22 protein-coding genes are annotated in these 21,535 nt (G+C 70.9%); 8 read left to right on the forward strand and 14 right to left on the reverse strand.

The window, feature by feature from the left end; translation table 11 throughout:
* Window positions 1-639: 639 nt before the first annotated feature.
* The 4 genes from ACZ5SK_RS30155 to ACZ5SK_RS30170 form a co-directional block, all read right to left on the reverse strand.
* A complete protein-coding gene (locus ACZ5SK_RS30155) occupies window positions 640-1,494 on the reverse strand; it encodes an ABC transporter permease (protein WP_334577253.1) in 855 nt (284 codons plus the stop codon).
* Window positions 1,491-2,471 carry an ATP-binding cassette domain-containing protein gene (locus ACZ5SK_RS30160; RefSeq protein ID WP_334577254.1) on the reverse strand — a complete coding sequence of 327 codons (981 nt, stop codon included), beginning with the start codon at window positions 2,469-2,471 and terminating at the stop codon, window positions 1,491-1,493. The genes ACZ5SK_RS30155 and ACZ5SK_RS30160 overlap by 4 nt, the downstream gene beginning before the upstream one ends.
* A 191-nt stretch (window positions 2,472-2,662) precedes the next feature.
* Window positions 2,663-3,268 (reverse strand): PadR family transcriptional regulator, encoded by a 606-nt coding sequence (locus tag ACZ5SK_RS30165; RefSeq protein WP_319670934.1) that lies wholly within the window; start codon window positions 3,266-3,268, stop codon window positions 2,663-2,665.
* A 209-nt stretch (window positions 3,269-3,477) separates the two neighbouring features.
* Complete coding sequence (locus ACZ5SK_RS30170; protein ID WP_079659590.1) at window positions 3,478-3,915, reverse strand: ester cyclase; 438 nt, start codon at window positions 3,913-3,915, stop codon at window positions 3,478-3,480.
* A 222-nt stretch (window positions 3,916-4,137) separates the two neighbouring features.
* Here ACZ5SK_RS30170 and ACZ5SK_RS30175 point away from each other — a divergent pair, with 222 nt between their 5' ends.
* Together ACZ5SK_RS30175 and ACZ5SK_RS30180 are read left to right on the forward strand one after the other, a co-directional pair.
* Window positions 4,138-4,980: an NAD(P)H-binding protein gene (locus ACZ5SK_RS30175; protein WP_334577255.1), complete on the forward strand. Its 843-nt coding sequence runs from the start codon at window positions 4,138-4,140 to the stop codon at window positions 4,978-4,980.
* A 16-nt stretch (window positions 4,981-4,996) separates the two neighbouring features.
* Window positions 4,997-5,725 (forward strand): class I SAM-dependent DNA methyltransferase, encoded by a 729-nt coding sequence (locus ACZ5SK_RS30180; RefSeq protein WP_334577256.1) that lies wholly within the window; start codon window positions 4,997-4,999, stop codon window positions 5,723-5,725.
* A 63-nt stretch (window positions 5,726-5,788) separates the two neighbouring features.
* Here ACZ5SK_RS30180 and ACZ5SK_RS30185 read toward each other — a convergent pair whose 3' ends face one another.
* The 4 genes from ACZ5SK_RS30185 to ACZ5SK_RS30200 all read right to left on the reverse strand — a co-directional run bounded on the left by ACZ5SK_RS30185 (window position 5,789) and on the right by ACZ5SK_RS30200 (window position 9,447).
* Window positions 5,789-7,417, reverse strand: coding sequence for an FAD-binding oxidoreductase (locus ACZ5SK_RS30185; protein ID WP_334577257.1), 1,629 nt, complete (start codon window positions 7,415-7,417; stop codon window positions 5,789-5,791).
* Window positions 7,418-7,495: 78 nt separating this feature from the next.
* Window positions 7,496-8,005: a nitroreductase family deazaflavin-dependent oxidoreductase gene (locus ACZ5SK_RS30190; RefSeq protein WP_334577258.1), complete on the reverse strand. Its 510-nt coding sequence runs from the start codon at window positions 8,003-8,005 to the stop codon at window positions 7,496-7,498.
* A gap of 124 nt (window positions 8,006-8,129) precedes the next feature.
* On the reverse strand, window positions 8,130-8,972 hold the full coding sequence (locus ACZ5SK_RS30195; protein ID WP_334577259.1) for an AfsR/SARP family transcriptional regulator: 843 nt from the start codon (window positions 8,970-8,972) through the stop codon (window positions 8,130-8,132).
* A 40-nt stretch (window positions 8,973-9,012) separates the two neighbouring features.
* Complete coding sequence (locus ACZ5SK_RS30200; protein ID WP_099935957.1) at window positions 9,013-9,447, reverse strand: ester cyclase; 435 nt, start codon at window positions 9,445-9,447, stop codon at window positions 9,013-9,015.
* Between the two features lie 202 nt (window positions 9,448-9,649).
* Between ACZ5SK_RS30200 and ACZ5SK_RS30205 the strand changes: the two genes are divergently transcribed.
* Window positions 9,650-10,510 carry a class I SAM-dependent methyltransferase gene (locus ACZ5SK_RS30205; protein WP_334577260.1) on the forward strand — a complete coding sequence of 287 codons (861 nt, stop codon included), beginning with the start codon at window positions 9,650-9,652 and terminating at the stop codon, window positions 10,508-10,510.
* Between the two features lie 178 nt (window positions 10,511-10,688).
* Here ACZ5SK_RS30205 and ACZ5SK_RS30210 read toward each other — a convergent pair whose 3' ends face one another.
* From ACZ5SK_RS30210 to ACZ5SK_RS30235, 6 genes are all read right to left on the reverse strand, one after another.
* Window positions 10,689-11,729, reverse strand: a complete 1,041-nt coding sequence (locus ACZ5SK_RS30210; RefSeq protein ID WP_334577261.1) for an acyltransferase domain-containing protein — start codon at window positions 11,727-11,729, stop codon at window positions 10,689-10,691.
* Window positions 11,726-12,832 (reverse strand): ketoacyl-ACP synthase III family protein, encoded by a 1,107-nt coding sequence (locus ACZ5SK_RS30215; RefSeq protein ID WP_334577262.1) that lies wholly within the window; start codon window positions 12,830-12,832, stop codon window positions 11,726-11,728. Before ACZ5SK_RS30215 ends, ACZ5SK_RS30210 begins: the two co-directional genes overlap by 4 nt.
* Window positions 12,829-13,107: an acyl carrier protein gene (locus ACZ5SK_RS30220; protein WP_361701516.1), complete on the reverse strand. Its 279-nt coding sequence runs from the start codon at window positions 13,105-13,107 to the stop codon at window positions 12,829-12,831. The genes ACZ5SK_RS30215 and ACZ5SK_RS30220 overlap by 4 nt, the downstream gene beginning before the upstream one ends.
* Before the next feature lie 145 nt (window positions 13,108-13,252).
* Window positions 13,253-14,476, reverse strand: coding sequence for a ketosynthase chain-length factor (locus ACZ5SK_RS30225; RefSeq protein WP_334577264.1), 1,224 nt, complete (start codon window positions 14,474-14,476; stop codon window positions 13,253-13,255).
* A complete protein-coding gene (locus ACZ5SK_RS30230) occupies window positions 14,473-15,744 on the reverse strand; it encodes a beta-ketoacyl-[acyl-carrier-protein] synthase family protein (RefSeq protein WP_468576727.1) in 1,272 nt (423 codons plus the stop codon). The genes ACZ5SK_RS30225 and ACZ5SK_RS30230 overlap by 4 nt, the downstream gene beginning before the upstream one ends.
* Window positions 15,741-16,124 carry an antibiotic biosynthesis monooxygenase family protein gene (locus ACZ5SK_RS30235; protein WP_334577266.1) on the reverse strand — a complete coding sequence of 128 codons (384 nt, stop codon included), beginning with the start codon at window positions 16,122-16,124 and terminating at the stop codon, window positions 15,741-15,743. Before ACZ5SK_RS30235 ends, ACZ5SK_RS30230 begins: the two co-directional genes overlap by 4 nt.
* A gap of 236 nt (window positions 16,125-16,360) precedes the next feature.
* On the opposite strand from ACZ5SK_RS30235, the gene ACZ5SK_RS30240 reads away from it, so the two are divergent.
* The 5 genes from ACZ5SK_RS30240 (at window position 16,361) to ACZ5SK_RS30260 (ending at window position 21,506) form a co-directional block, all read left to right on the forward strand.
* Window positions 16,361-17,146: an SDR family NAD(P)-dependent oxidoreductase gene (locus ACZ5SK_RS30240; RefSeq protein WP_079659609.1), complete on the forward strand. Its 786-nt coding sequence runs from the start codon at window positions 16,361-16,363 to the stop codon at window positions 17,144-17,146.
* Between the two features lie 47 nt (window positions 17,147-17,193).
* A complete protein-coding gene (locus ACZ5SK_RS30245; RefSeq protein ID WP_334577267.1) occupies window positions 17,194-18,546 on the forward strand; it encodes an SRPBCC family protein in 1,353 nt (450 codons plus the stop codon).
* Between the two features lie 84 nt (window positions 18,547-18,630).
* Entirely contained in the window at window positions 18,631-19,953 is a 1,323-nt protein-coding gene (locus ACZ5SK_RS30250) for an activator-dependent family glycosyltransferase (RefSeq protein ID WP_334577268.1), read from the forward strand.
* Complete coding sequence (locus ACZ5SK_RS30255; RefSeq protein ID WP_079659613.1) at window positions 19,954-20,571, forward strand: dTDP-4-dehydrorhamnose 3,5-epimerase family protein; 618 nt, start codon at window positions 19,954-19,956, stop codon at window positions 20,569-20,571.
* The gene (locus ACZ5SK_RS30260) at window positions 20,535-21,506 is read left to right on the forward strand and encodes an NAD-dependent epimerase/dehydratase family protein (protein WP_334577269.1); all 972 of its coding nucleotides are present in this window, start codon (window positions 20,535-20,537) and stop codon (window positions 21,504-21,506) included. Before ACZ5SK_RS30255 ends, ACZ5SK_RS30260 begins: the two co-directional genes overlap by 37 nt.
* The last annotated feature ends 29 nt before the right edge of the window (window positions 21,507-21,535 follow it).

Below are 21,535 nucleotides of genomic sequence, written 5' to 3' on the forward strand. Positions count from 1 at the left end.
GCGCCGGGCCCGGCTGCGGGTACGTAGTGGCGTGCGCGGGGAGCTGCCATCTCGCACACCGTCGACCCAGGCAGAGCCGAGCAGACGCGGCTCATGGCGTCCAGGTCGTTCGTACAGTGGCACGCTCCACCTGGACGCCAGGAACCACGCCCGCTCCACGGTGTGTGGGTCGACGGCGGACGGGATGGGAGCTGGGGAGAGTGCACGAGGTCCTTGTTCCTGCCACCGCCGGCGGCACTTCCCAGGTGAAGCCCTCTATCCGGTCCTATCCCCGTGTCCGTGTTCAGGACGACGGCCGCCAGGTCGTCTCCCAGGCCGCCTCGATAGGCGTCCGGCTCGAGCCACGGTGGGGGACGTCTGTCGGCCTACCGCGGGCTGTGGGCCCGCCGTTGGCTCATCAGCTCCCGCGGCAGCGTCAGCGGGAGCGGGAGCGATCGACCTGACTGAGCGTCTTGGCGTCGGCTTTTGCCGGGTTGTTGGCGGCGACCAGGGAGCCGGGACGCGGAAGCGGCGTCTGCGAGGGGCTTTCGCCTCGGAGACGCCGTTTCCGTGTTCGGGGAGGGAGAGCCACGGCAGCTCGGGGTTAGCCGACGGGGGAGACGACCGACCCCGGCTGCCGTGGCTCGTTCGGGGGCGCCGTCAGGTGCGGCTCTTGGCGCGGTAGAGGTGCATGGTCAGCGGGGCGAAGATCAGCGTGATGATTCCGCAGGCCAGCAGGACCCAGCCGATGTCGGTGCCGTTCGCATCGCCGTGGACCAGTCCGCGTACGGCGGTGGCCGCGTTGCTGACCGGGTTGACCTTGACGATCGCCTCCATCCAGCCGGGCATCGTCTCGGGCTCCACGAAGATGTTGCTCGTGAAGACCAGGGGGAACATCACCAGCATGCTGGAGCCGGACACCGTCTCGGGCGCCTTGGCGACCACACCCAGGGCGGCGAAGATCCAGCTGACGCTCACCGCGAATACCAGCAGCAGGAGCATCGCGGCCAGGACGCCGCCCACTCCGCCGTCGGGGCGGAAGCCGAGCGCCAGGCCGACACCCATCGTGGTGGTCATCGCCAGCACATAGCGGACGATGTCGCCGAGAAGGCTGCCCACGATGGTGGCCGGCTGCCAGAACGGCAGGGTCCGGAAGCGGTCGTAGATGCCCCGGGTGATGTCCATGTTGAGCGCGGTGCCTGTGTAGACCGTCGGCATCACGACGGTCTGCACGAGGACGCCCGGCAGGAAGTACTGGAGGTATTCCTTGGTCGATCCGGCGAACGCGCCGCCGAAGAGATAGGTGAAGGTCAGCAGGAAGATGATGGGCATCAGCGTGACGTCGAACAGCACGGCCACGCCGTAGTGCTTCATCTTGCGCATCGTCCGCCAGGCCGAGACCCGTACGGCGGTCAGCGGGTTGGGGCGGGAGGGGCGGATCTGACTGGTGAGGGCCTTGCGCAGCGCGTCGGTGGGCACGCCGGGGGTGGCCGTCGTCTCGGATGTGACGGTCATGCCGCGTCCTCCTGGTCGGTGTTGTCGGCTTCCGCGGGGCGGCCGGTCAGGGCGAGGAAGACCTCGTCGAGGCTGGGCCGGCCGAAGGCGAAGTCCGAGACGGCGATCTCGGAGCGGGCCAGTTCGGCCAGGGCTCGGGCCACCCTCTCGTGGTCGTCGGTCCGCACGGACAGGGCGAACGGGTCGGACTCCTGGAAGACCGGCGAGGCGAGGGCCCGGGTGAGCAACTGGGCGGCGTCGGGGCGCTGTTCGGCGTTGACGAGCCGTACGTGCAGGGCTCCGGTGCCGACCGACGACTTCAGCTCGCCGGTGGTGCCCTCGGCGATGACCCGGCCGTGGTCGATGACGGCGATCCGGTCGGCCAGTTGGTCGGCCTCGTCCAGATACTGCGTGGTGAGCAGGATGGTGGTGCCCAGGGCCACCATGGCTCGCACGCTGTCCCACACCTGGTTGCGGCTGCGCGGGTCGAGTCCGGTGGTCGGCTCGTCCAGGAAGAGCAGGTCGGGGGTGAGGACGAGGCTGGCGGCGATGTCGAGCCGGCGGCGCATGCCGCCGGAGAAGGTCTTGGACTGCCGTCCGGCGGCATCCGTGAGGTCGAAGGCCGCGAGCAGTTCCTCGGCCCGGTCCGCCGCCTGTGCGCGGGAGAAGCCCAGCAGCCTGGCGAGCAGGGTCAGGTTCTCGGTGGCGGTGAGGTCCTCGTCGATCGAGGCGAACTGGCCGGTGAGACTCACCCGGCTGCGCACCGCGTCGGCCTCCTTGACCACGTCGTGCCCGAGTACCCGGGCGGTTCCGCCGTCGGGGGTCAGCAGGGTGGACAGCATCCGGATCGTCGTCGTCTTGCCCGCGCCGTTGGGTCCCAGCACGCCGTACACGACGCCCTGGGGGATGGCCAGGTCGACGCCGTTGACGGCACGGGTCTCACCGAAGACTTTGACGAGGCCCGACGTCTCGATGGCAAGCGTGGATTGCGAACTCAATCTGTGACTCCTTGGTCCTGATGCGCCACGAGGGGCTGTGCGCCATGGCGGACGCACCGGGAGAGCCCCCGAGGACGGGAGGGCGGAAAAGAACGGCACCCCAGTTCAGTAATCAAATTTGATTACTCATCCAAGCTAGGGCACGGACGGCCAACTATGCAAGTTTGATTAGTGAAGTGTGCGAAGGCCCGTCAGTGCACCAACGGCTCGATGAGGGACCGCCAGGCTCCCGGCATCCCGAAGGTGCCCTCGTGCTCTCCGGCCATCTCGTACTCCCCGGATGTCACCCGTTCCAGCAGGTCACGAGTCCATTCCACGCTGAGGTCGGCATACCGTGCCCGCATCGTCCACAGCTCGCGAAGATGCGGTGGCAGCGCCTCGGCGTCGACCGCGGACGACTCGCGCAGCACCGCGCGCTGGGTCTCCAGGACGGCCAGCCGCGTGGAGAGCACGGAGACGGCACGGTCACGGGTGAGCGCGGGCAACAGTGCGAGGCCGGCGCTGAGCATGTCGGCACGGTGCTCGGGCCGTTCCAGGGCGTCGACGAGCAGCCGGAAGAACTCCTTGTCCCCCTCGGGGGTCAGGCTGTAGTCCACCCGCCCCGGCCAGTCCGCGATCTCGCTGGCTTCCAGGAGGCCGGCCTTCGCCAGCTGGCGCAGGGCGTGGTAGATCGAACCGGGTTTGACGTTGGCCCAGTCGTCGATCCCCCAGGACAGCAGCTCGGCGCGGACCCGGTAGCCATGCGTCCTGCCGAAGCCGCGTACCACCCCGAGGACCAATAGCCTCGTCGCCGACATCGTCACCCCGTTCCCTCTGGTGCGGCGTTCCGCCTGCCTGCCGCTCGCCTGCGCGTCAGCATAGTGAGCGGCCCGGGGCGCGGCGAAGGGCTCCCGGACGGGGTTGATCCAACGCGGTGGGACGCCCCGACCCGGGGGTGCGGAGCACGCCCGCACCCCCGGGCTCCCGCCGGTGGAGCGGTACACCGGCGGCTGAACGACCGGGCAGGTCAGGCGCTTGCTTCCAGCTCCACCTTCGGAACGTCCGGCAGCTTGCCCAACTGGACCAGCAGGGGACGCATGTTGATGACGTCCCAGTGCTCCACGACCTTGGCGTCGGCGAAGCGCAGCTCCTCCACCAGGTGCCAGCTGACGCGCTGTCCGGTCGGTTTCACGCCCATGAACTCGTTCTGGTGGGTGGCGGTCACGGTGATGCGCAGGATGACCCGGTCCTCCTCGGCCATGATGCTCTTCACTTCGAGCTGGAGATCGGGGAACGCCTTCAGCCCGGCCTCCATGAGTTTGATCATGTCGGCGGAACTCACCTCGGTGTCCTCGGAGTAGTGCACGATGTCCGGCGACCAGTGCTTGATGATCCCGCTCAGGTCCCACCGGTTCCAGGCGGCGACCATCTCCAGACACAACGCCTTGCGCTCGGCCAATGACATGGCGATTCCTCACAGTCTCGCGGACGATGTCACGCCAGACTGCCCCCGACCCGCACGAGAACGGGTGCAGTATCGCTCCAGTCCTCCTGGAGCGGCGCGGGCGGGTGCGGATCCATCGGGGCTCACCGGGTCCTCTAGCCCGGCACGACAGCCTTGGCGTCCTGCAATCGCCTCTCCGGAAGACTTCCGGGGGGGCACCGCTTCGCTTGCCGAGGAGGGGCCTTGAACATTCTGTTGACCGGTGCCACGGGCAGGGTCGGCCGCCATGTCACGGAAGGCCTGGTGGCCTCGGGGCATCATGTGCGGGCGCTCACCCGGACACCCGGGACCGCCGCGCTGCCGGCGGGCGTCGAGGTCGTCCAGGGCGACCTGGAGCAGCCGCGGACCCTGCCCGCCGCGCTGGAGGGCATCGACCGGATGTACCTCTTCCCGGTGCCCGAGACCGCCCACGAGGTCGCGGCGCTGGCCCGGAAGGCGGGGGTCCGGCACATCGTCGTCCTGTCGTCCAGCTCGGTGCTCGAGGACGAGAGCAATCCCAGCCACCAGCACCACCGGACGGTCGAGCGGGCCGTCGAGGACAGCGGGGCGGACTGGACCTTCGTACGCCCCGACGAGTTCGCCGGCAACGTCCTGTGGAAGTGGGGGGAGTCCATCCGTACGCAGAACGTGGTGCGCGCCCCGTACGCCAGGGCCGCCCGCGCGATCGTCCACGAGGCCGACATCGCAGCGGTGGTGGTGGCCGCGCTGCTGGAGGACGGGCACGCCGGCGCGCAGTACCTGGTGACAGGGCCCCAGGCACTGACGCAGATCGAGCAGGTCCGCGCAGTGGCGGAGGCGATCGGCCGGGAGATCCGCTTCGAGGAGCTCAGCCGTGAGGCCGGGCGCGAGGCGATGAGCCGCTTCATGCCGCCGCCGGTCGTCGAGATGCTGCTCGACTACCTCGCCGAGTCGGCCGTCACCCCCGGCCCGGTGACCGATGTGGTGCGCAAGGTCACGGGCCGGGAGGCACGCACCTTCGCGAGCTGGGCGGCGGACCACGCCGACAGTTTCAGCAGTTCCAGCTGAGGGAGGGGATTCCGCCATGTACGGACCCGGGATGGCCGAGATCTACGAGCTGCTCCACGAGTCGCGCGGCAAGGACTACCGGGCGGAGGCCGCCACCGTCGCGGGGCTCGTCCGGGCCCGCAATCCGCAGGCGGCCTCGTTGCTGGACGTCGCCTGCGGCACCGGCGCGCATCTGCGTCACTTCGCCGAACTCTTCGACAAGATCGAGGGGCTGGAGCTGTCCGACGCCATGCTGACGATGGCCCGCGCCGCGGCGCCCGCCGCCGTTCTGCACCGCGGCGACATGCGCGACCTCTCCCTGGGGCGCTCCTACGACGCGATCACCTGCATGTTCGGCTCGATCGCCTATCTGAAGGACACCGCCGAACTCACCTCCACGCTGCGGTCGTTCGCGGAGCACCTGGCGCCGGGCGGTGTCGTGGCGGTCGACCCGTGGTGGTTCCTGGAGACCTCCCTCGAACGCCATGTGAGCGGGGACACGGTGACCGTGGGGCGGCGGACGATGACCCGTGTCTCGTACACGGAGCGCCAGGGGCGCACCTCGCACATGGTCGTGCACTACGTGGTGGCCGAACCGGACAGCGGCATACAGCACTTCGCGGAGACGCATGCCCTGACCCTGTTCACGCGGGCCGAGTACGAGGAGGCCTTCACGCGCGCCGGTCTGCGCGTGGCCTTCGTCGAGGGGATCCAGTCGGGCCGTGGCTTGTTCCTCGCGGGCCTGGCCGAGGGCGGCCGGCACTGAGCGAACCCGCGCACGCAGAAGGTGCGGTGGCCGCTTCAAGCGGTCACCGCACCTCCGGCGTGGTCAGTCGGGCAGTCGTACGGACAGCGCGTGCCGGAAGACGTTCTTGGGGTCCCAGCGGGCCTTGACCTGCTGCAGGCGCGGGTAGTTCCCCTTGTAGTAGAGGGTGTGCCAGGGCACTCCCGAGGTGTTCCACTGCGGGTCGGTCAGATCGATGTCGGGGTAGTTGATGAAGGTGCCCTCGGTGCGGTCGCCGGGCACCGGGACGCCGCCGGTGGTGGCGAAGACGTCGCGGTAGATCTCCCGGATCCAGGCGAGGTTGGCGTCGTCCTGCGTGGGATCCATCCAGGTCGCGGACATCCACACCTTGATGATGGAGTCGCGCTGGGCGGTGGCGGTGGCCGTCTCCGGCACGGAGTTGACCTTCGCGCCGTAGGAGTAGAGCGAGACCTCGCCCCACACCTGGGAGTCGGCGCTCAGGTAGCGGTAGAGGGTGGCGGACTGGGCGGCGGTCCACGGCTTGCGCAGATACGCGCCCTTCGACTTGGTCCGGTCGAAGCCGCCGGTGTCGAACTTGTTGGCCAGTGTGGCGCGCAGCCACGGCTCCGTGCTCCGCTGGACGGTGGGCTCCACCCCCGTGCCCTCGTTGATCGCGGCCACGAAGTCGTTCAACAGCCCTTCGGCGCCGTCGAGTCCGCCGTCGATCTGGATGTCCAACAGGATCTGTCCGGCCGCCCGGCTGTTGAGGTAGAAGACGCTGTGCAGACTGGCGTACGGGGTGTCGGCGGCGCTGTTGTGCTGGTGCCAGACGCCGTGGTTGTCGATGATCCGGGTGAACGCCTTCTCGGTGAGGGCGGACCATTCCCAGGTCACGATGTGTCGCAGGGTGGACTTCGGGGCCTTGGGCAGCAGTGCGGACGGATCGTTGCCGGTGGCGCCGGGCGTGCGGAACCAGTACCGGGTGACGATTCCGAAATTGCCTCCCCCTCCCCCGGTGTGGGCCCACCACAGCTCACGGTTGGGGTCGTTCGCGGCACTGGTGGCCACGACCTTGCGGGCCCGGCCCGAGGCGTCGACGACGACGACCTCGACCGCGTACAGGTGGTCGGCCACCACTCCGTCGCGGCGGGAGAGCGGGCCGTAGCCACCGCCGAGGACATGGCCGCCGACGCCCACCTGGGGGCAGACGCCGGCCGGGATGGTCACGCCCCAGTCGAGGTACAGGGTGCGGTACGTCTCCCCGAGCGTGGCGCCGGGCTCCACGGCGAACGCCCGCTTGGCGGAGTCGTAGCAGACCTGTCTCATCTCGGACATGTCGATGACGGCCCGGACGGCGGGGTCGTCGACGAAGCCCTCGAAGCAGTGGCCGCCGCTGCGCACGGCGATCCGCCGGCCCGCGTCCAGGGCCTGGTTCACCGCGTCGACGACCTGGTCCGCGGTGTGCACGACGTACACGGTGTCGGGCTTGCCGCGGAACCGCCCGTTGAAGCCCCTGCTGACCAGGTCCTGGTAGCGCCGGTCCGTCCGGTCCACCTGGACGAGTCCGGTCGGGGCGCCGCACGCACCGCCTGCCGCCGCTTCCGGGACGGCCGCCTCGGCGGTCTGGACCCCCGGGAGGGCTGTGGTCACCACAGTGGCCCCGCCGACCGCTGCCGCGCTGCCGAGGAATCCGCGGCGCGTGAATTCGTTCAACACAAACACCTTCCCTTTTCCTGCCATGAATTTTCTCTGAACATTCGACCGGAGCCGGACGTCACGGGCCGTCGGCGGTTACGGCTTGACGGGCTCCAGGATGACCACGGGAATATCCCTGGTGGTTTTCTTCTGGTAACTCTTGTACTGCGGGAAAATCCCCGTCATGAGCTTCCAGAGATCCGGCTTCTCCTCGGCGTTCGCCGTGCGGGCACGCACGTCGAGATGTTCCTCGCCGATCTGGACATGAGCCTCGGGCGAGGCGACCAGATTGAGATACCAGAGCGGATGCTCCGGCTTTCCGGCGTTCGAGCCGACCACGATGACGTTCTCGCCGTCACGGCCGTAGATCACCGCGGTGCGGCGCAGCTTGCCCGATTTGCGGCCGCGGGTGGTGAGGAGCAGGGTGTCGAGCCCGTACCACTTCTGCCCGTCCTTGCCGCCGCTGCGGTCGTAGCGGCGGATGTGTGCCGCGACCCAGCCCGTCGGATTGTCGATGGGCGCCTCGTCCTGCTGCTCCGGCTGCTCCGGCTGTTCCGGCTGACCCAGCTGCTCCGGACCCTGCTCCGGCAGGTGCTCCTCCGGCATGACCCCTCCCCAGACTAATCAAATTTGTCTAGATGCCACCCTAGTCACGCCGGACCCAGCGGCGCAATCAAATTTGAATACCGGTACGTCAGTTGGGACGTCCGCAGGGCCGTCAGTACGGACGTCAGTACGGACGTCCCCCGCCGAAGGCGGTGGCGGGCATGGCGACCGGGGCCCGGCCCACGGCGAAGCGGGGCTCGAAGTCGGTGTCCGCGTTCAGCACCGCCTGGTGCAGTCGCTGCACCTGAGGCCCCGGCTCCAGGCCGAGCCCCGCGACCAGCGCACCGCGCAGCCGGTGGAAGACCTGTAGCGCCTGGGCCCTGCGCCCGCTGAGATGAAGAGCCCACATGTACTGGCCGTGCAGGCCCTCGTGCAGCGGGTTCTCCACCGTGAGGGCCGCCAGTTCGGCCAGCACCTCGCGGTACAGGCCGAGCCGCAGCTCCACGTCGACCAGGTACTCGAAGGCGGCGAGCCGGGACTCCTCCAGTTGCCGGCGCCTGCTCTCCAGCACCCGCCCGGCCGGTACGTCCACCAGGGCGGGGCCCCGCCACAGCAGGAGCGCCTCGTTCAGGTCCCGCACCCCGGCCGCGTCGTCGCCGCGCACCAGGGCCTCCCGGCCGGAGGTCACCAGGCGCCGGTAGCGGTGGAGGTCGAGCGCTCCCGCCTCGGCGGTCAGCAGATAACCGCCCGCCCGGGTCACCAGGATGTCGCGGGCCACCTCGTCCGTGGTCAGCCCGGTGATCGCGGAGAACATCTTGCGCAGATTCAGGATGTACGTCTGCAGCGTGGTCAGACCACTGACGGGTGGATCGTCGTCCCACAGATCCCGCACCAGCGAAGGCACGGGCACCACATGTCCCGTGTGGACGAGCAGCATCGCCAGTACGTTGCGCAGTTTCGGGGCGCTCGGAGCGGTCGTCTCCCCGTTCACCCGCACGTACAACGGCCCCAGCACTCCGAACTCCATCGAGCCTCCCCCTGCTCTCCCGGCGTCGAGGAACCCGCCGTCACGGACGGCGGTGCTCCTTCTCCGGCCACGGCTCACCGAGTTGGCGGTAGGTGCCCTGGTAGTCGGGCCAGTCGCGGTGGTGGTGGATCTTTCCGTCGACGAAGTGGAAGAGATGGATCTGCTCGCCGGAGAACAGCCGCCCGGTGGGCGCCATGCCGACCATCTCACCGACGTGCCGCCCGTAGAGCACCAGCCGGGCGCGCACCCAGTCGCCGTTCTCCTCGATGCCCACCTCTTCGAGGCGGGCCTCCTCCGAGAACGTCTTCTTGACCCATGCGACATTGATCGCGAAAAGCTCCGGGCCGCGCAGCGAGGTGAATTCCAGAGTTCCCGGATTCATGTATTCCGGATGGATGTAGTCGGCCACATCGTCCGTTTTCCCGGTGTTGTACGCCTCCACCAGGCGCCGAACGCTCGCTATCTGCTCGCTCACGTTTTCTCCTCCTGAATCGGTGCGGTACGTGACGGAATCAATTCTTAGGAGACGACACCGTCCGGAACAAGGGCAGACAGGCGTCCCACAGAGTTCTTTGCTTTTTATCCAGCCACAGTCCAGTGGCGCTCCAAGACCCCTCCATCCGTGCCCGAGACAGGGCGGGAAAGGTGGTGAATCCACCGAGAGAGCGGGAGGGTCAGTGGACACGTCCACGTACAAATCCGAGGTGGCGGCCGCCTTCAACAGCGCCGCGGCGTCCTACGACCGGCTCGGCGTGGAGTTCTTCACTCCCATGGGCCGGCGGCTGGTGGAACGTGCGGCCCCCGGGGAGGGCGAGCGGGTCCTCGACGTCGGCTGCGGCCGGGGGGCCTGTGTCTTCCCGGCAGCTGAACGCGTGGGGCCGAACGGCAGTGTGGTGGGCATCGACGTCGCCGAGGCGATGATCGAGGAGGCCGCGAAGGAAGCGGCGCTGCGCAACACCACCACGGTGGATCTGCGGGTGATGGACGGGGAGCACCCCGATTTCGAACCGCGCTCCTTCGACGTGGTCCTGGGCAGCTACAGCGTCATCTTCCTGCCCGACGCGCCCGCGGCCCTCGCCCGTTACGCACCGCTGCTCTCGCCCGGCGGGCGGCTCGCCTTCACCAGCCCGGTGTTCAGCGACGACACCTTCCCCTTCCTGCCCCCGGTGTTCACCGAACTCATCCCGCGCGAGCTGCTGCTCGACCTGCCGCCGCAGTGGCAGCCCGAGCGTCTTCAGCAGCGCTTCAACAGCTGGCTCGCGGACCCGGCCGACCTCACCCGCACCCTGGAGAAGGCCGGCTTCAAGGAGGTGTCGGTCGTCGACGAGCCCGTCCACCTGGTGGCCGAGTCGGGTCTGGCGTGGGTGGACTGGTCCCACACGCAGGGCATGCGCCTGCTGTGGAACCACCTCTCGGACGACAAGCGCCGGCAGCTGCGGGAGCGGCTGATCACCTCGCTCGACGCGATGCGGGACGGGGACGGGCCGCTCACGATCGACACGCCCGTGCGCTACGTCACGGCGACCGTCCGCGCCTAGCGCGACCGGTTCCGCGACGACCGGATCCGCACGGCGACGGGATCCGCACGACGACCGGTTCCGTACGGCGACCGTGCGGAACCGGAGGTCCTGCCCCGGCCCGTACCGCGTCACTCCGCAGGAAACCGACGCCGCGCCCCCGTGAACAAAGCGGGGGCGCGGCGTCGGTTTGGTGCGGTCAGGCGGTTGTGGTGCGGGGTCGCGGGTGGTCGTGGGCCGCGGCTGTGCGGGCGATCGGGTGGCCCGCCGCCTCCATGCGTGCCACTGCGGCGTCCAGCGCGGCCCGGTCCGCCTCCGGTGGGCCCGGCCGGGCCGGGAGCAGTGACACCACCGCACTGGTCCCCCGCCGGACGGCCGGGTGGCGGCGGGCCACCTGGGACAGGCCCTGCCCCGGCCCCACCTCCAGCAGCAGATGGTCGCCGGTCGCCAACAGCCCTTCCAGCGCGGGCCAGAAGAGCACGGGCGCCACCGGCTGCAGCGCCCAGAAGGAGGGATCGTCGATGGCGGACTCCGTCAACGGTCCGGCGGTGTAGGCGGAGTGGACCGGCAGGGACGGTGTGCTCTTGTCCACCGCGGCGAAGCGTTCGGCCGCGCCCCGGCAGGCGGGTTCGAGCACCGGACTGTGGAAGGCACTGAGCGACGGCACCCGGCGGCAGACGAACCCCGCCTCCCGCAGCGTACGGCCGACCTTGTCCAGCGGGCCGTCGGGGCCGGCCAGCACGGTCTGGCGCGGGGCGTTGACCGCGCCGACCACGACGTCTCCGCTCAGATACGGCGTCACCTCCGCCGTGGACGCGGCGACCGCGAGCATGCCGCCCGGCGGGGCCTCGGCCAGCCGTCGTACCCGGTCGAGCACCAGGCCGGTCGCGTCCCGCAGGCCGAACACCCCGGCCAGTGTCACCGAGGCCAACTCCCCGATGCTGTGTCCCAGCAGGGCCGCCGGGCGCACGCCCCAGCTCAGCACCAGCCGGCCCAGCGCGTGGTCCACGGCGAAGAGCAGCGGCTGCGAGCGGGTGACGTGGTCCATGTCCGTGGCGGGCCGTTCGGCCAGCCAGTCCTCGCGCAGCGGACCGCCCTCGGGGCCCGCCGCGTCGAAGAACTCGTCCATCGCCGCGGTGAACACCGGCTCGTGTCCGTAGAGCCCCGCCGCCATCCGCGGGTGCTGGGAGCCCTGGCCCGGCAGCAGCAGGGCGACGGGCAGCGGCTGTGCGGCGGTCATCCGACGTCTCCCGTAGGTGTCGTGCCCGCCCAGTCGGGCCGTTCCAGCATTTCGACGACGGCGCAGGAGTAGGTGAACCCCGCGCCGACGCTCATCCACACGACCAGGTCCCCGGCGCTCAGGGTCCCCGAGCCGACCAGGTGGTCGAACCCGGCGATCTGGTCACCGGCGCCGAGGTGCCCGATGCTGCGGCTCCACTCCCAGGTCGTGCGCTCCTCCGCGATCTGGAAGCGGGTGAGATGCCCTGCCCGCAGCCGCTTGCGGCCCAGGTGCGGAAGGACGAAGCGGTCGACGTCGGCGAGCGTGACCCCGGCCGCGGCGAGGGCCTGCTCGACGGCGGCGTCCTGCGCGGCTCCGCTCGCCGCGATCACCTGGGTCACCCGGCGGGTGGCCAGGAAGTCCTTCTTGCAGGCGTCCAGGTCGACGACCGGCCGGTGACTGAACGGGGCGCTGCCGAAGGGGTCGTCACCGCGGTGCATCCCCTCCAACTCCGGTGCGGAGACGGTGGCCAGGCCCCGGATCCGGGCGAAGCCCTCCCGCGAGGACAGCACGAGGGCGGTGCCCCCGTCCCCGTAGAAGGTTCCCGAGTCGCTGCGCCAGCGGTCGAAGCCGGGCGGGCGGAAGGCGTCCCCGGTCGTCACCAGCACGCGCCGGTCCGTCTCGCCGGCCGTCGGGCCGGCCCGCAGATGATCGACCGCGAGGCCGAGGGCGGCCATACCGCCGTTGGAGACCTGCCCCACCTCGATCGCGGGGCACTGGTTGCCGACGGCGGTGCGCTGGATGTACGAGGCGGGCGCCCACAGGTCGTGCCCCTGGTAGAAGAAGCTGGCGTGCAGGATCAGCGACACGTCGTCGAAGCCGGCGCGCCCGAGGGCGGTCCGGGCGGCGCGGGCCGCCATCTCCGGCGCCGGCTCGTCCTGCGCCACGGCCACCGACACCATGCCGGTCGTCATGGCCAGGGCCTCGTCGCACTGCCCGGCCGCGACGGCGTCCGCGACCGGTGTGCGGGGCGGCAGCCAGACCGCGCACCCCGCGATCCGGATGTCCGGCGCCGGGGCCTGAACGACGGGAGCGCCCTTCGCGCCGAGGCCCGCCTCGGTCATCCGGCGGCCTCCACCGCGGGCGTGCGCTCGGCGAGTGCGGCGTTGACGGCGTCGACGAACGCCGCCGGGGTCAGCGCCTCGCCGAGCGTGTCCTCGGGCAGCTCGACCCCGAAGCCGCGCTCCACCCTGCTGATCGCCTCCATGAGGGCCAGCGAGTCGTAACCGAGCAGGGAGAACTCCTGCTCCGCGGCGGCGCTCGACAGGTCGACGGTCTCCTCCTCGCCTGCGCACTCACGCATGATCCGGAACAGGTCTTCCATGGTGAAAGCGGACATGACGTCTCCAAGGGGCGACCCCGCGGGCCGCGGTGGGGCCGGCCGCGTGCGGCGCGGCCGGGCGGAGCGGATGGGTTGGGTGGATCGGACGGGTTGGGTGGATCGACGGGTTGGGTGGATCGGACGGGTGGTGGGCGGCTGGGCCTCAGGCCGCCGACGGGCGGCGTACGACCATGGCGCTGTTGAATCCCCCGCGTCCCCGGGCCAGTACGAGCGCGGCGTCTTTGCCGACGGGTCGGGGGGAGCCGGTGACGAGGTCGATGTCGTAGCCCGTCGCCGGTCGGTCGACGTGGATCGTCGGCGGGACGACGCCGTCCCGCAGGGCGAACAGGGCCGTGACGACGTCGAGCGGTGCGGCGCCCGCGTAGAGGCGTCCCGTCATGGTCTTGGGGACGGTGACCGGCACGCCTTCGGGCCCGAAGACCGCGGTCAGGGCCTGCGCCTCGACGCGGTCGGCCTCCGGTTCACCGGCGCCGTCGGCGAGGACGAAGGCGATGTCCTCGGGACGCAGGCCGGCGTCGGCCAGCGCGCCGCGCACGGCCCGCTCCAGGTTGGAGAGCCGGCCCGAGCCGGGGCGGGGGTCGAAGGTGGCGGCGTACCCGCTGATCTCCCCGTAGCTGCGGGCCCCGCGTTCCCGGGCCCGCTCCGCGTCCTCCAGGGTCACCATCGCCCCGCCCTCGCCCGGCACATGGCCGTCGGCGGCGGCGTCGAAGGGCAGGTAGGCGCGGGTCGGGTCCTCGTTCTCGCTGAGGATCCCGGCGGAGATCTGCGCGGCGAGCCCGTACGGACACAGCGAGGCGTCCATGCCGCCCGTCAGCATGAGCGGGGTGCCCTTGCGGATCCGGCGCCGGGCCTGCGCGATCGCGTCGAGGCCGCCCGCCTGGTCGGTGACGACGACTCCGGTGGGTCCGCGCAGATCGTGCCGGATGGAGACCTGGCCCGAGTTGACCGCGTAGAACCAGGCGAAGGACATGTACGCGCTGACGTGCTTGGGGTCCTTGCCCCACAGGTGGCCCAGTTCGCGCTGGCCGAACTCGAACCCGCCGGAGGCGCTGGCGGTGACCACCCCGCGCTCGTCCGCGGGCAGGCTGTCGGCGGTCAGCCCGGAGTCGGCGAGCGCCCAGTCGGAGCCCGCCAGGGCGAACTGCGTGGTGCGGTCGGTCTGGGGGACGAGACGGCTGGGGATGTGCTCACGCACCGAGAACCCGGTGACCTCGCCGGCCAGCCGGGAGGGATAGGAGGAGGGGTCGAAGCGGCTGATGCGGCCGATGCCGCTCTCGCCGCGCAGGGTCGCCGACCAGTACTCCTCCGCTCCGATCCCGTTGGGCGCGAGCACGCCGACTCCGGTGACGACGGCCGTGGTGGTCATGGGCGCCTCCCTTCCGTGGCGGTGAGCACCATGGCGCTCTGAAAGCCGCCGAAGCCGCTGCCCACCGTCAGCACGGTGTCGGTGCGCTGGTCGCGCGCGGTCAACGGCACGTAGTCGAGGTCGAGTTGGGGGTCCGGCTCGTACAGTCCCGCCGTGGGGGGCACCACTCCGTGCCGGATCACCAGGGCGGAGGCCGCGGCCTCGATGGAGCCGACGGCGCCGAGCGAGTGGCCGATGACCGCCTTGATGGAGCTGACCGGGACCCGGTGGGCGTGCTCGCCCAGGCTGTGCTTGATCGCGGCCGTCTCGTGGATGTCGTTCTGCCGGGTGGCCGTGCCGTGCGCGTTGACGTAGCCGACGGACTCGCGCTCGATCCGGGCGTCGTCGAGGGCGCCGGTGATGGCGGCGGCCATCTCCAGTCCGTCGGGGCGCAGTCCGGTCATGTGGTGGGCGTTGGCGCGCGCGGCGAAGCCGGCGATCTCGGCGTAGACGTCCGCCCCGCGCCGCAGGGCGGACTCCCGCTCCTCGAGGACGAGGACGGCGGCGCCCTCGCCCAGTACGAAGCCGCTGCGGGTCCTGTCGAAGGGCCGCGAGGCGTGGTCCGGGGTGTCGTTGCGCGGCGAGGTCGCCTTGATGGCGTCGAAGCAGGCCACGGTGATCGGCGCGATGGGAGCGTCGCTGCCCCCGGCGATCATGATGTCGGCGCTGCCCTCCCTGATGAGCTCGACGGCGTGCCCCAGGGAGTCGAGGCCGGAGGTGCAGCCCGCGGAGATGAGCGCGACGGGCCCCTCCGCGCCGGCCTCCCAGGCCACTTCCGCCGCCATCGAGCTCGGCACGAAGTAGTCGTAGAGGTACGGGCTGCCCGCAGCGTGGTCGACGAGCCACTGCTGCCCCGCGTCGCTGCGCGCGACGTACTCCTCCTCCAGCTTCTGGGTGCATCCGACGGCGGAGCCGAGGCTGACGCCGGTGCGGTGCGCGTTGCCGTCGTCGATGTCGATGCCGCTGTCGGCCAGCGCCTCGCGGGCGGCGACCAGGGCGAACTGGGTGGCGCGGTCCAGCCGCGCGGTGTCGCGGGCCGACAGTCCCGAGCGGGTCCCGTCGAAGTCGCATTCGGCGGCCATCCGGGAGCGGAACGGCGCCGGGTCGAAGGCGGTGATGGTCCTGGTGGCGGAGACACCGGAGACGATGCGTTCCCAGAACGCCTTCGTGCCGATGCCGCCCGGGGCGATCACTCCCAGTCCGGTGACGACCACCCGACGGGCCGTCATATCTCCTCCGTCGCATCGGCGCTCTCGTCGAGCCCCGGGCCCTGGAGCGCCGAGTCGCCGTCGCGGTGCAGCCGCGCCCGGTACAGTTCCGGCCGGCTCTCGCTCAGGGCGCGCAGCGCACCGGCGTGGGGCTTGAAGTCGGCGTGCGAGACGGCCGCGCGGAACGAGGCGACGTCCTGCCACTCGGCGACGTTGACGTACTGGCCGGGCCGCTCGGTGTGCTGGGAGAGCGTGTGCCGGACGAAGCCCGGCTGCCGTGCCATGAACTCGGACGTCCGCGCGAACTCCTTCTCGAACACCTCGGGTTCGACGTGCACGGTGAAGGTGTTCACGAAGGTCACGGCACCGGTCTCCTTGGCATCTGGCTCGTGATCCGTCATCAATGGCCTCCTCGTTGCCCGGTGTTGTCCGGTCTCTTTTTGACCCGTTCGTGTGACCCGGCGTCGCTTGACATCGTGCGGTCGTTCGTGTCGTTCCAAGCTGCGTGTCGTGTCTCGCAGGCGGGTGGAAGGCCACTGGAGCCCGGGCCGGGCCAGGGGTCGAGCGCATTTCGAGCGGCCGCTGACACCCTCGCAGTCGTCCGACACCCCACCGCAGGGACCGCTGAGGAGCCTTCATGTCGCCAGCAGCAGAACGCGTCGCCATCGTCACCGGTGCCACCAGCGGGATCGGTCTCGCCGTGGCCCGCAGCCTGGCCGAGGGTGGTGCGCGGGTCTTCATCTGCGCCCGCGACGGCGACCGTGTCGCCCTCACCGTCAAGGAGTTGCGCGAGGCCGGTCACGACGTCGACGGCGCCGTCTGCGACGTACGCGACACCGAGCAGGTGCGCGCCTTCGTCCAGGAGGCCAGGGACCGGTTCGGTCCCGTCGACGCGCTGGTGAACAACGCCGGCCGCAGCGGCGGCGGCCATACCGCGCAGATCCCCGACGAGCTGTGGCTCGACGTGATCGAGACCAACCTCAACAGCGTCTTCCGGATGACCCGTGAGGTGCTGACGACCGGCGGCATGCTGGAGCGCGGCGCCGGACGGATCGTCAACATCGCCTCGACGGGCGGCAAGCAGGGCGTGGCGCTGGGAGCGCCGTACTCGGCGTCCAAGCACGGTGTCGTCGGCTTCACCAAGGCCCTGGGCCTGGAGCTGGCGAAGACGGGCATCACCGTCAACGCCGTCTGCCCGGGCTACGTCGAGACACCGATGGCCGAGCGGGTGCGCCAGGGATACGCCGGCGCCTGGGACATCACCGAGGACGAGGTGCTGGAGAGGTTCGAGGCGAAGATCCCCCTCGGCCGCTACTCCACGCCGGACGAGGTCGCCGGGCTCGTCGGCTATCTGCTCTCCTCGACGGCCGCGTCGATCACCGCCCAGGCGATGAACGTCTGCGGCGGACTCGGCAACTACTGACAGCGGGCCCGGCCGTGCGCGGCCGTGGGCAGACAGAGGGGATCAGCATGGCGCACGAGGTGCACACGACCGAACACACGATCACGGTGGCCGCCGCCCCGGAGACCGTCTTCGGCCTGGTGGAGCGGGCGGAGGACTGGCCGCACGTCTTTCCGCCGAGCCTGCACGTGGAGTATCTGGAGCGGTCGGGCGACGAGGAACGGCTGCGTATCTGGGCCACCGCCAACGGCGAGGTCAAGTCCTGGACCTCGCGGCGCACCCTGGACCGCGAGGGGCTGCGGATCCGGTTCCGCCAGGAGGTCTCCCAGGATCCCGTCGCCGCGATGGGCGGGGAGTGGATCGTCGAGGCGCTGCCCGACGGCGGCAGCCGGGTACGGCTGCTGCACGACTTCCGGGCCGTCGACGACCTGGAGAGCAACGTCAGCTGGATCCTGGAGGCGATCGAGCGCAACAGCGGGGCCGAGCTGGCCGCGCTGGAGTCCGCCGCACTGCGCATCGGCACCGACGACGCGCCCTGCACCTTCGAGGACGAGGTGCGCATCGACGCCCCGGCCGAGGAGGTACGGGCCTTCCTGCATGACGCGGGGCTGTGGCAGGAGCGGCTGCCGCACGTCGCCCGGGTGCTGCTGAAGGAGGACACGCCCGACGTCCAGCACCTGGAGATGGAGACCCGCACTCCCGACGGTTCGACGCACACCACGGCCTCGGTGCGGATCTGCCTGCCGGACGGGCGGATCACGTACAAGCAGTTGCAGACACCGGCCCTGATGTCCGTGCACACCGGGGAGTGGACGGTACGGGAGACCCCGTCCGGCTGTGTGGCCGTCTCCCGGCACACCGTGGTCGTCAACGCCGCGGCCATCACCAAGGTCCTCGGCTCCTCCGCGACCACTGCCGACGCCCGCGCCTTCCTCCGGGACGCGCTCGGCGGCAACAGCACGATCACCATGCGGCACGCCAAGGAGTACGCGGAGCGGCGGGCCCGTACCGAGCCGGTGCCGCCCGCCGAGTACGCCTCCATACAGCAGTTCTACGCACGGCAGATGCGGCTCCTCGACGAGGGCGAGGGGGATGCCTGGGCGGACACCTTCACCGAGGACGGGGCCTTCGACCAGAGCTCGTTCACCGAACCGGTGCGCGGCCGGGCGGCGATCGCCGCGGCCGTGCGTGAGCGGCCGGCGGCGCCTCCCGGCACGGTGCGCCGGCACTGGCTGGGCCTGCCGGCGGCCTGGCGGTTCCCGGACGGTTCGGTGCGCACGGGCTACGACGCCCTGGTCGTGTCGACCGCGAAGGGCGCCGCTCCCGTGATCCGGCTGAGCACGTCGTGCCAGGACGTCCTCGTCGCCGGCCAAGACGGCTGGCTGGTGAGCCACCGGTACGTCGGCCACGACGGGCAGTGAAGCCCGCCGCCCCGGACAGTGCCGGTTCCAGGGGGCCCGCCGGCCTCCTGGCGCCGGCGCCACCACTCGCGAAAAGGGAGATCGATGAAGGTCCTGTTCACCACGTTCGCCGCGAAGTCCCATATGCATGCCCAGGTTCCGCTCGCCTGGGCCCTCCAGACCGCCGGCCACGAGGTCCGTATCGCCAGCCAGCCGGATCTGGCGGAGGACATCACCCGTACCGGACTGACCGCCGTCTGCGTCGGTGAGCCGCTGCTCCTGGAGGAGCAGATGCAGCGGGTCAACGAGGGCCTGGGCGACGACGCCGAGATCATGGAGAGCCAGGCGGAAGCCGGGATGGACATGACCGAGACCCGTCCCGAGATGCTGACCTGGGACCACGTCCTCGGGGTGTTCACCTCGATGACGGCGATGGCCTTCCAGAACTCCTGCCCGGAGCGCATGATCGACGACCTGGTCGCGTTCAGCCGCGAGTGGCAGCCCGACCTGGTCATCTGGGACACGCTGTCCTTCGCGGGCCCGGTGGCCGCGCAGGTCACCGGCGCCGCCCACGCCCGGCTGCTGTTCGGGCTCGATCTGCTGGGTCGGATGCGCGAGACCTTCCTCGACCTCCAGGCGGAGCGGCTGCCGGAGCAGCGGGACGATCCGCTGCGCGAGTGGCTGACCTGGACGCTGGGCCGCTACGGCGCGGAGTTCGAGGAGGAGGTCGCGGTCGGTCAGTGGACCATCGACCCGGTGCCTCCGTCGATGCGGTTCCCGGTGAAGCAGCCGTTCGTCCCGCTGCGCTACATCCCCTACAACGGGCAGGCCGTCATACCGGAGTGGCTGCACGAGCCGCCGAAGAAGCGCCGGGTCTGTCTGACGCTGGGTGTGGCCCACCGTGAGGTGCTGGACGGCGACCGTGCCTCGATCGGCGAACTGGTCGAGGCGCTGGCGGAGCTCGACGTCGAGGTGGTCGCCACGCTCAACGCCAAGCAGCTCGCCGGGCTGGAGCTGCCGGACAACGTCAGGGCCGTCGACTTCGTGCCGCTCAACGCGCTTCTGCCGACCTGCTCCGCGGTCATCCACCACGGCGGTTCCGGCACCTTCCAGACCGCGCTGGCGCACGGGGTCCCGCAGCTGATCGTGCCCGACATGGTCTGGGACACCATCCACAAGGCGAAGCAGCTGGAGAAGTTCGGCGCGGGACTGTATCTGCACGACGTCGACCACTACACCGCCCAGGACCTGCGCGAGCACGTGCTGCGTCTGCTGGAGGAGCCGTCGTTCGCGGAGAACTGCGCGCGGATCCGCCGGGAGATGGTGGGGACGCCGAGCCCCAACGACATCGTTCCGCTGCTGGAGAAGCTCGCCGCGGAACACCGCGGGGCCCGCGATTCCGGCAGCGCTGTCCGAGGGGAGCGGTAGATGGCCTCCGCCGTGACGTTCCGCGAACTCGCCGTCAGTGGCGCGTACGCCTTCACCCCGCCCGTCTTCGAGGACGACCGCGGTCTGTTCACCTCGCCCTACCAGGAGCCGGCGTTCGTGGAGGCCCTGGGGCATCCGCTCTTCCCCGTCGCGCAGAGCAACCACAGCAAGTCGCGGCGCGGCACCGTCCGGGGCATCCACTACACCGTGACCCCGCCGGGCGTGGCCAAGTACGTGTACTGCGCCCGGGGCCGCGCCATCGACATCGTGGTGGACATCCGGGTCGGCTCGCCCACCTTCGGCCGCTGGGACTCCTCCGTGCTCGACCCGGAAGGCTTCAGCGCCATGTACTTCCCGGTCGGTGTCGGGCACGCCTTCATCGCCCTGGAGGACGACACGGTGATGTCGTACATGCTGTCCGGGAGTTACGAGGCACAGCACGAGCTGTCCCTCTCCCCGCTCGACCCCGCGCTCGGCCTGCCGATCCCCCAGGACGTGGAGCCCCTGCTGTCCGCACGGGACACGGCCGCGCCGCTGCTCGCGCAGGTGCAGGCGGAGGGCGGCCTGCCGGAGTACGACAAGTGCCGTCGGATCGAGGCCGCACTGTGGCGGCCCTGAGCGGGGGGCGGCCGGCGGCCGCCGGGTCCCGGATCGCGGTGCTCGGGGCCACCGGCTGTGTCGGCCGCTGTGTGAGCGCCGCGCTGGCGCGCGAGGGGCACCAGGTGCTCGCCGTCGCCCGGCGCGGCGGGCCCGCGGTCGCGGACCACGTCTTCGCCGGCCTGGACGTGGCGGCGGTCCCGCCCGCCGAGCTCGCGCGGCTGTTCACCCGGCACCGGGTGCGCGCGGTGGTCAATGTGACGGGCGGCTGGGGCACGACCGAGGAGGAGATGCAGTACGCGCACATCACCCTGGTCGACCGGCTGTTGCAGGCGCTGACGCAGATGGAGGAGCGGCCGCGGCTGGTCCATGTGGGCTCCATCCACGAGTACGGGCCGGTGTCCGAGCCCCTCTCCATCGGCGAGGACCTCGAGCCCCGGCCGACCACGATGTACGCCAGGACCAAGCTGGCCGGTTCCGAGCTGGTGCTCGACTCCACCCGGGCCGGCCGGGTGGACGGGCTGGTGCTGCGCGCGGTGAACGTGTGCGGGCCCCGCACCACCCGGGCCAGTTTCCTCGGGGCGGTCGTCGACAGGCTGCGGGCCGCGGACGCGAGCGCCCCGGTGACGCTGCGGGTCGCGGACGCGCGGCGGGACTTCGTCGATGTGCGCGACCTCGCCGAGGCCGTGGTCCTCGCCGTGGCGTCACCGGCCACCGGACAGGTCGTCAACATCGGCCGCGGGGAGGCCTCCGCCATGCGTGAGCTGGTGGATCTGCTGGTCGCCGCCTCGGGGCTGCCCCCGCAGGCGCTGCGGGTCGAGGACGGGCCGATCGCCAGCAAGGGCGGCGGCTGGACCCTGGCGGACATCCGGCTGGCGGGCGAACTGCTCGGCTGGAAGCCGCGGATCCCGCTCGCCGAGGCGATGCGGGCGACGTGGGAGACGCCCGCCGACTGAACCACCCCGAACCGCCGCGTACGCCCCCA

The sequence above is a fragment of the Streptomyces sp. NPDC031474 genome (assembly GCF_055581185.1).

Coding starts and splice junctions, on each gene's coding strand:
- ACZ5SK_RS30240 (WP_079659609.1), top strand. CDS start 16,361: ATGTCGCCAGCAGCAGAACGCGTCGCCATCGTCACCGGTGCCACCAGC.
- ACZ5SK_RS30230 (WP_468576727.1), bottom strand. CDS start 15,744: ATGACGGCCCGTCGGGTGGTCGTCACCGGACTGGGAGTGATCGCCCCG.
- ACZ5SK_RS30155 (WP_334577253.1), bottom strand. CDS start 1,494: ATGACCGTCACATCCGAGACGACGGCCACCCCCGGCGTGCCCACCGAC.
- ACZ5SK_RS30165 (WP_319670934.1), bottom strand. CDS start 3,268: ATGTCGGCGACGAGGCTATTGGTCCTCGGGGTGGTACGCGGCTTCGGC.
- ACZ5SK_RS30235 (WP_334577266.1), bottom strand. CDS start 16,124: ATGACGGATCACGAGCCAGATGCCAAGGAGACCGGTGCCGTGACCTTC.
- ACZ5SK_RS30180 (WP_334577256.1), top strand. CDS start 4,997: ATGTACGGACCCGGGATGGCCGAGATCTACGAGCTGCTCCACGAGTCG.
- ACZ5SK_RS30250 (WP_334577268.1), top strand. CDS start 18,631: ATGAAGGTCCTGTTCACCACGTTCGCCGCGAAGTCCCATATGCATGCC.
- ACZ5SK_RS30215 (WP_334577262.1), bottom strand. CDS start 12,832: ATGACCGAGGCGGGCCTCGGCGCGAAGGGCGCTCCCGTCGTTCAGGCC.
- ACZ5SK_RS30225 (WP_334577264.1), bottom strand. CDS start 14,476: ATGACCACCACGGCCGTCGTCACCGGAGTCGGCGTGCTCGCGCCCAAC.
- ACZ5SK_RS30195 (WP_334577259.1), bottom strand. CDS start 8,972: ATGGAGTTCGGAGTGCTGGGGCCGTTGTACGTGCGGGTGAACGGGGAG.
- ACZ5SK_RS30255 (WP_079659613.1), top strand. CDS start 19,954: ATGGCCTCCGCCGTGACGTTCCGCGAACTCGCCGTCAGTGGCGCGTAC.
- ACZ5SK_RS30170 (WP_079659590.1), bottom strand. CDS start 3,915: ATGTCATTGGCCGAGCGCAAGGCGTTGTGTCTGGAGATGGTCGCCGCC.
- ACZ5SK_RS30210 (WP_334577261.1), bottom strand. CDS start 11,729: ATGACCGCCGCACAGCCGCTGCCCGTCGCCCTGCTGCTGCCGGGCCAG.
- ACZ5SK_RS30190 (WP_334577258.1), bottom strand. CDS start 8,005: ATGCCGGAGGAGCACCTGCCGGAGCAGGGTCCGGAGCAGCTGGGTCAG.
- ACZ5SK_RS30245 (WP_334577267.1), top strand. CDS start 17,194: ATGGCGCACGAGGTGCACACGACCGAACACACGATCACGGTGGCCGCC.
- ACZ5SK_RS30220 (WP_361701516.1), bottom strand. CDS start 13,107: ATGTCCGCTTTCACCATGGAAGACCTGTTCCGGATCATGCGTGAGTGC.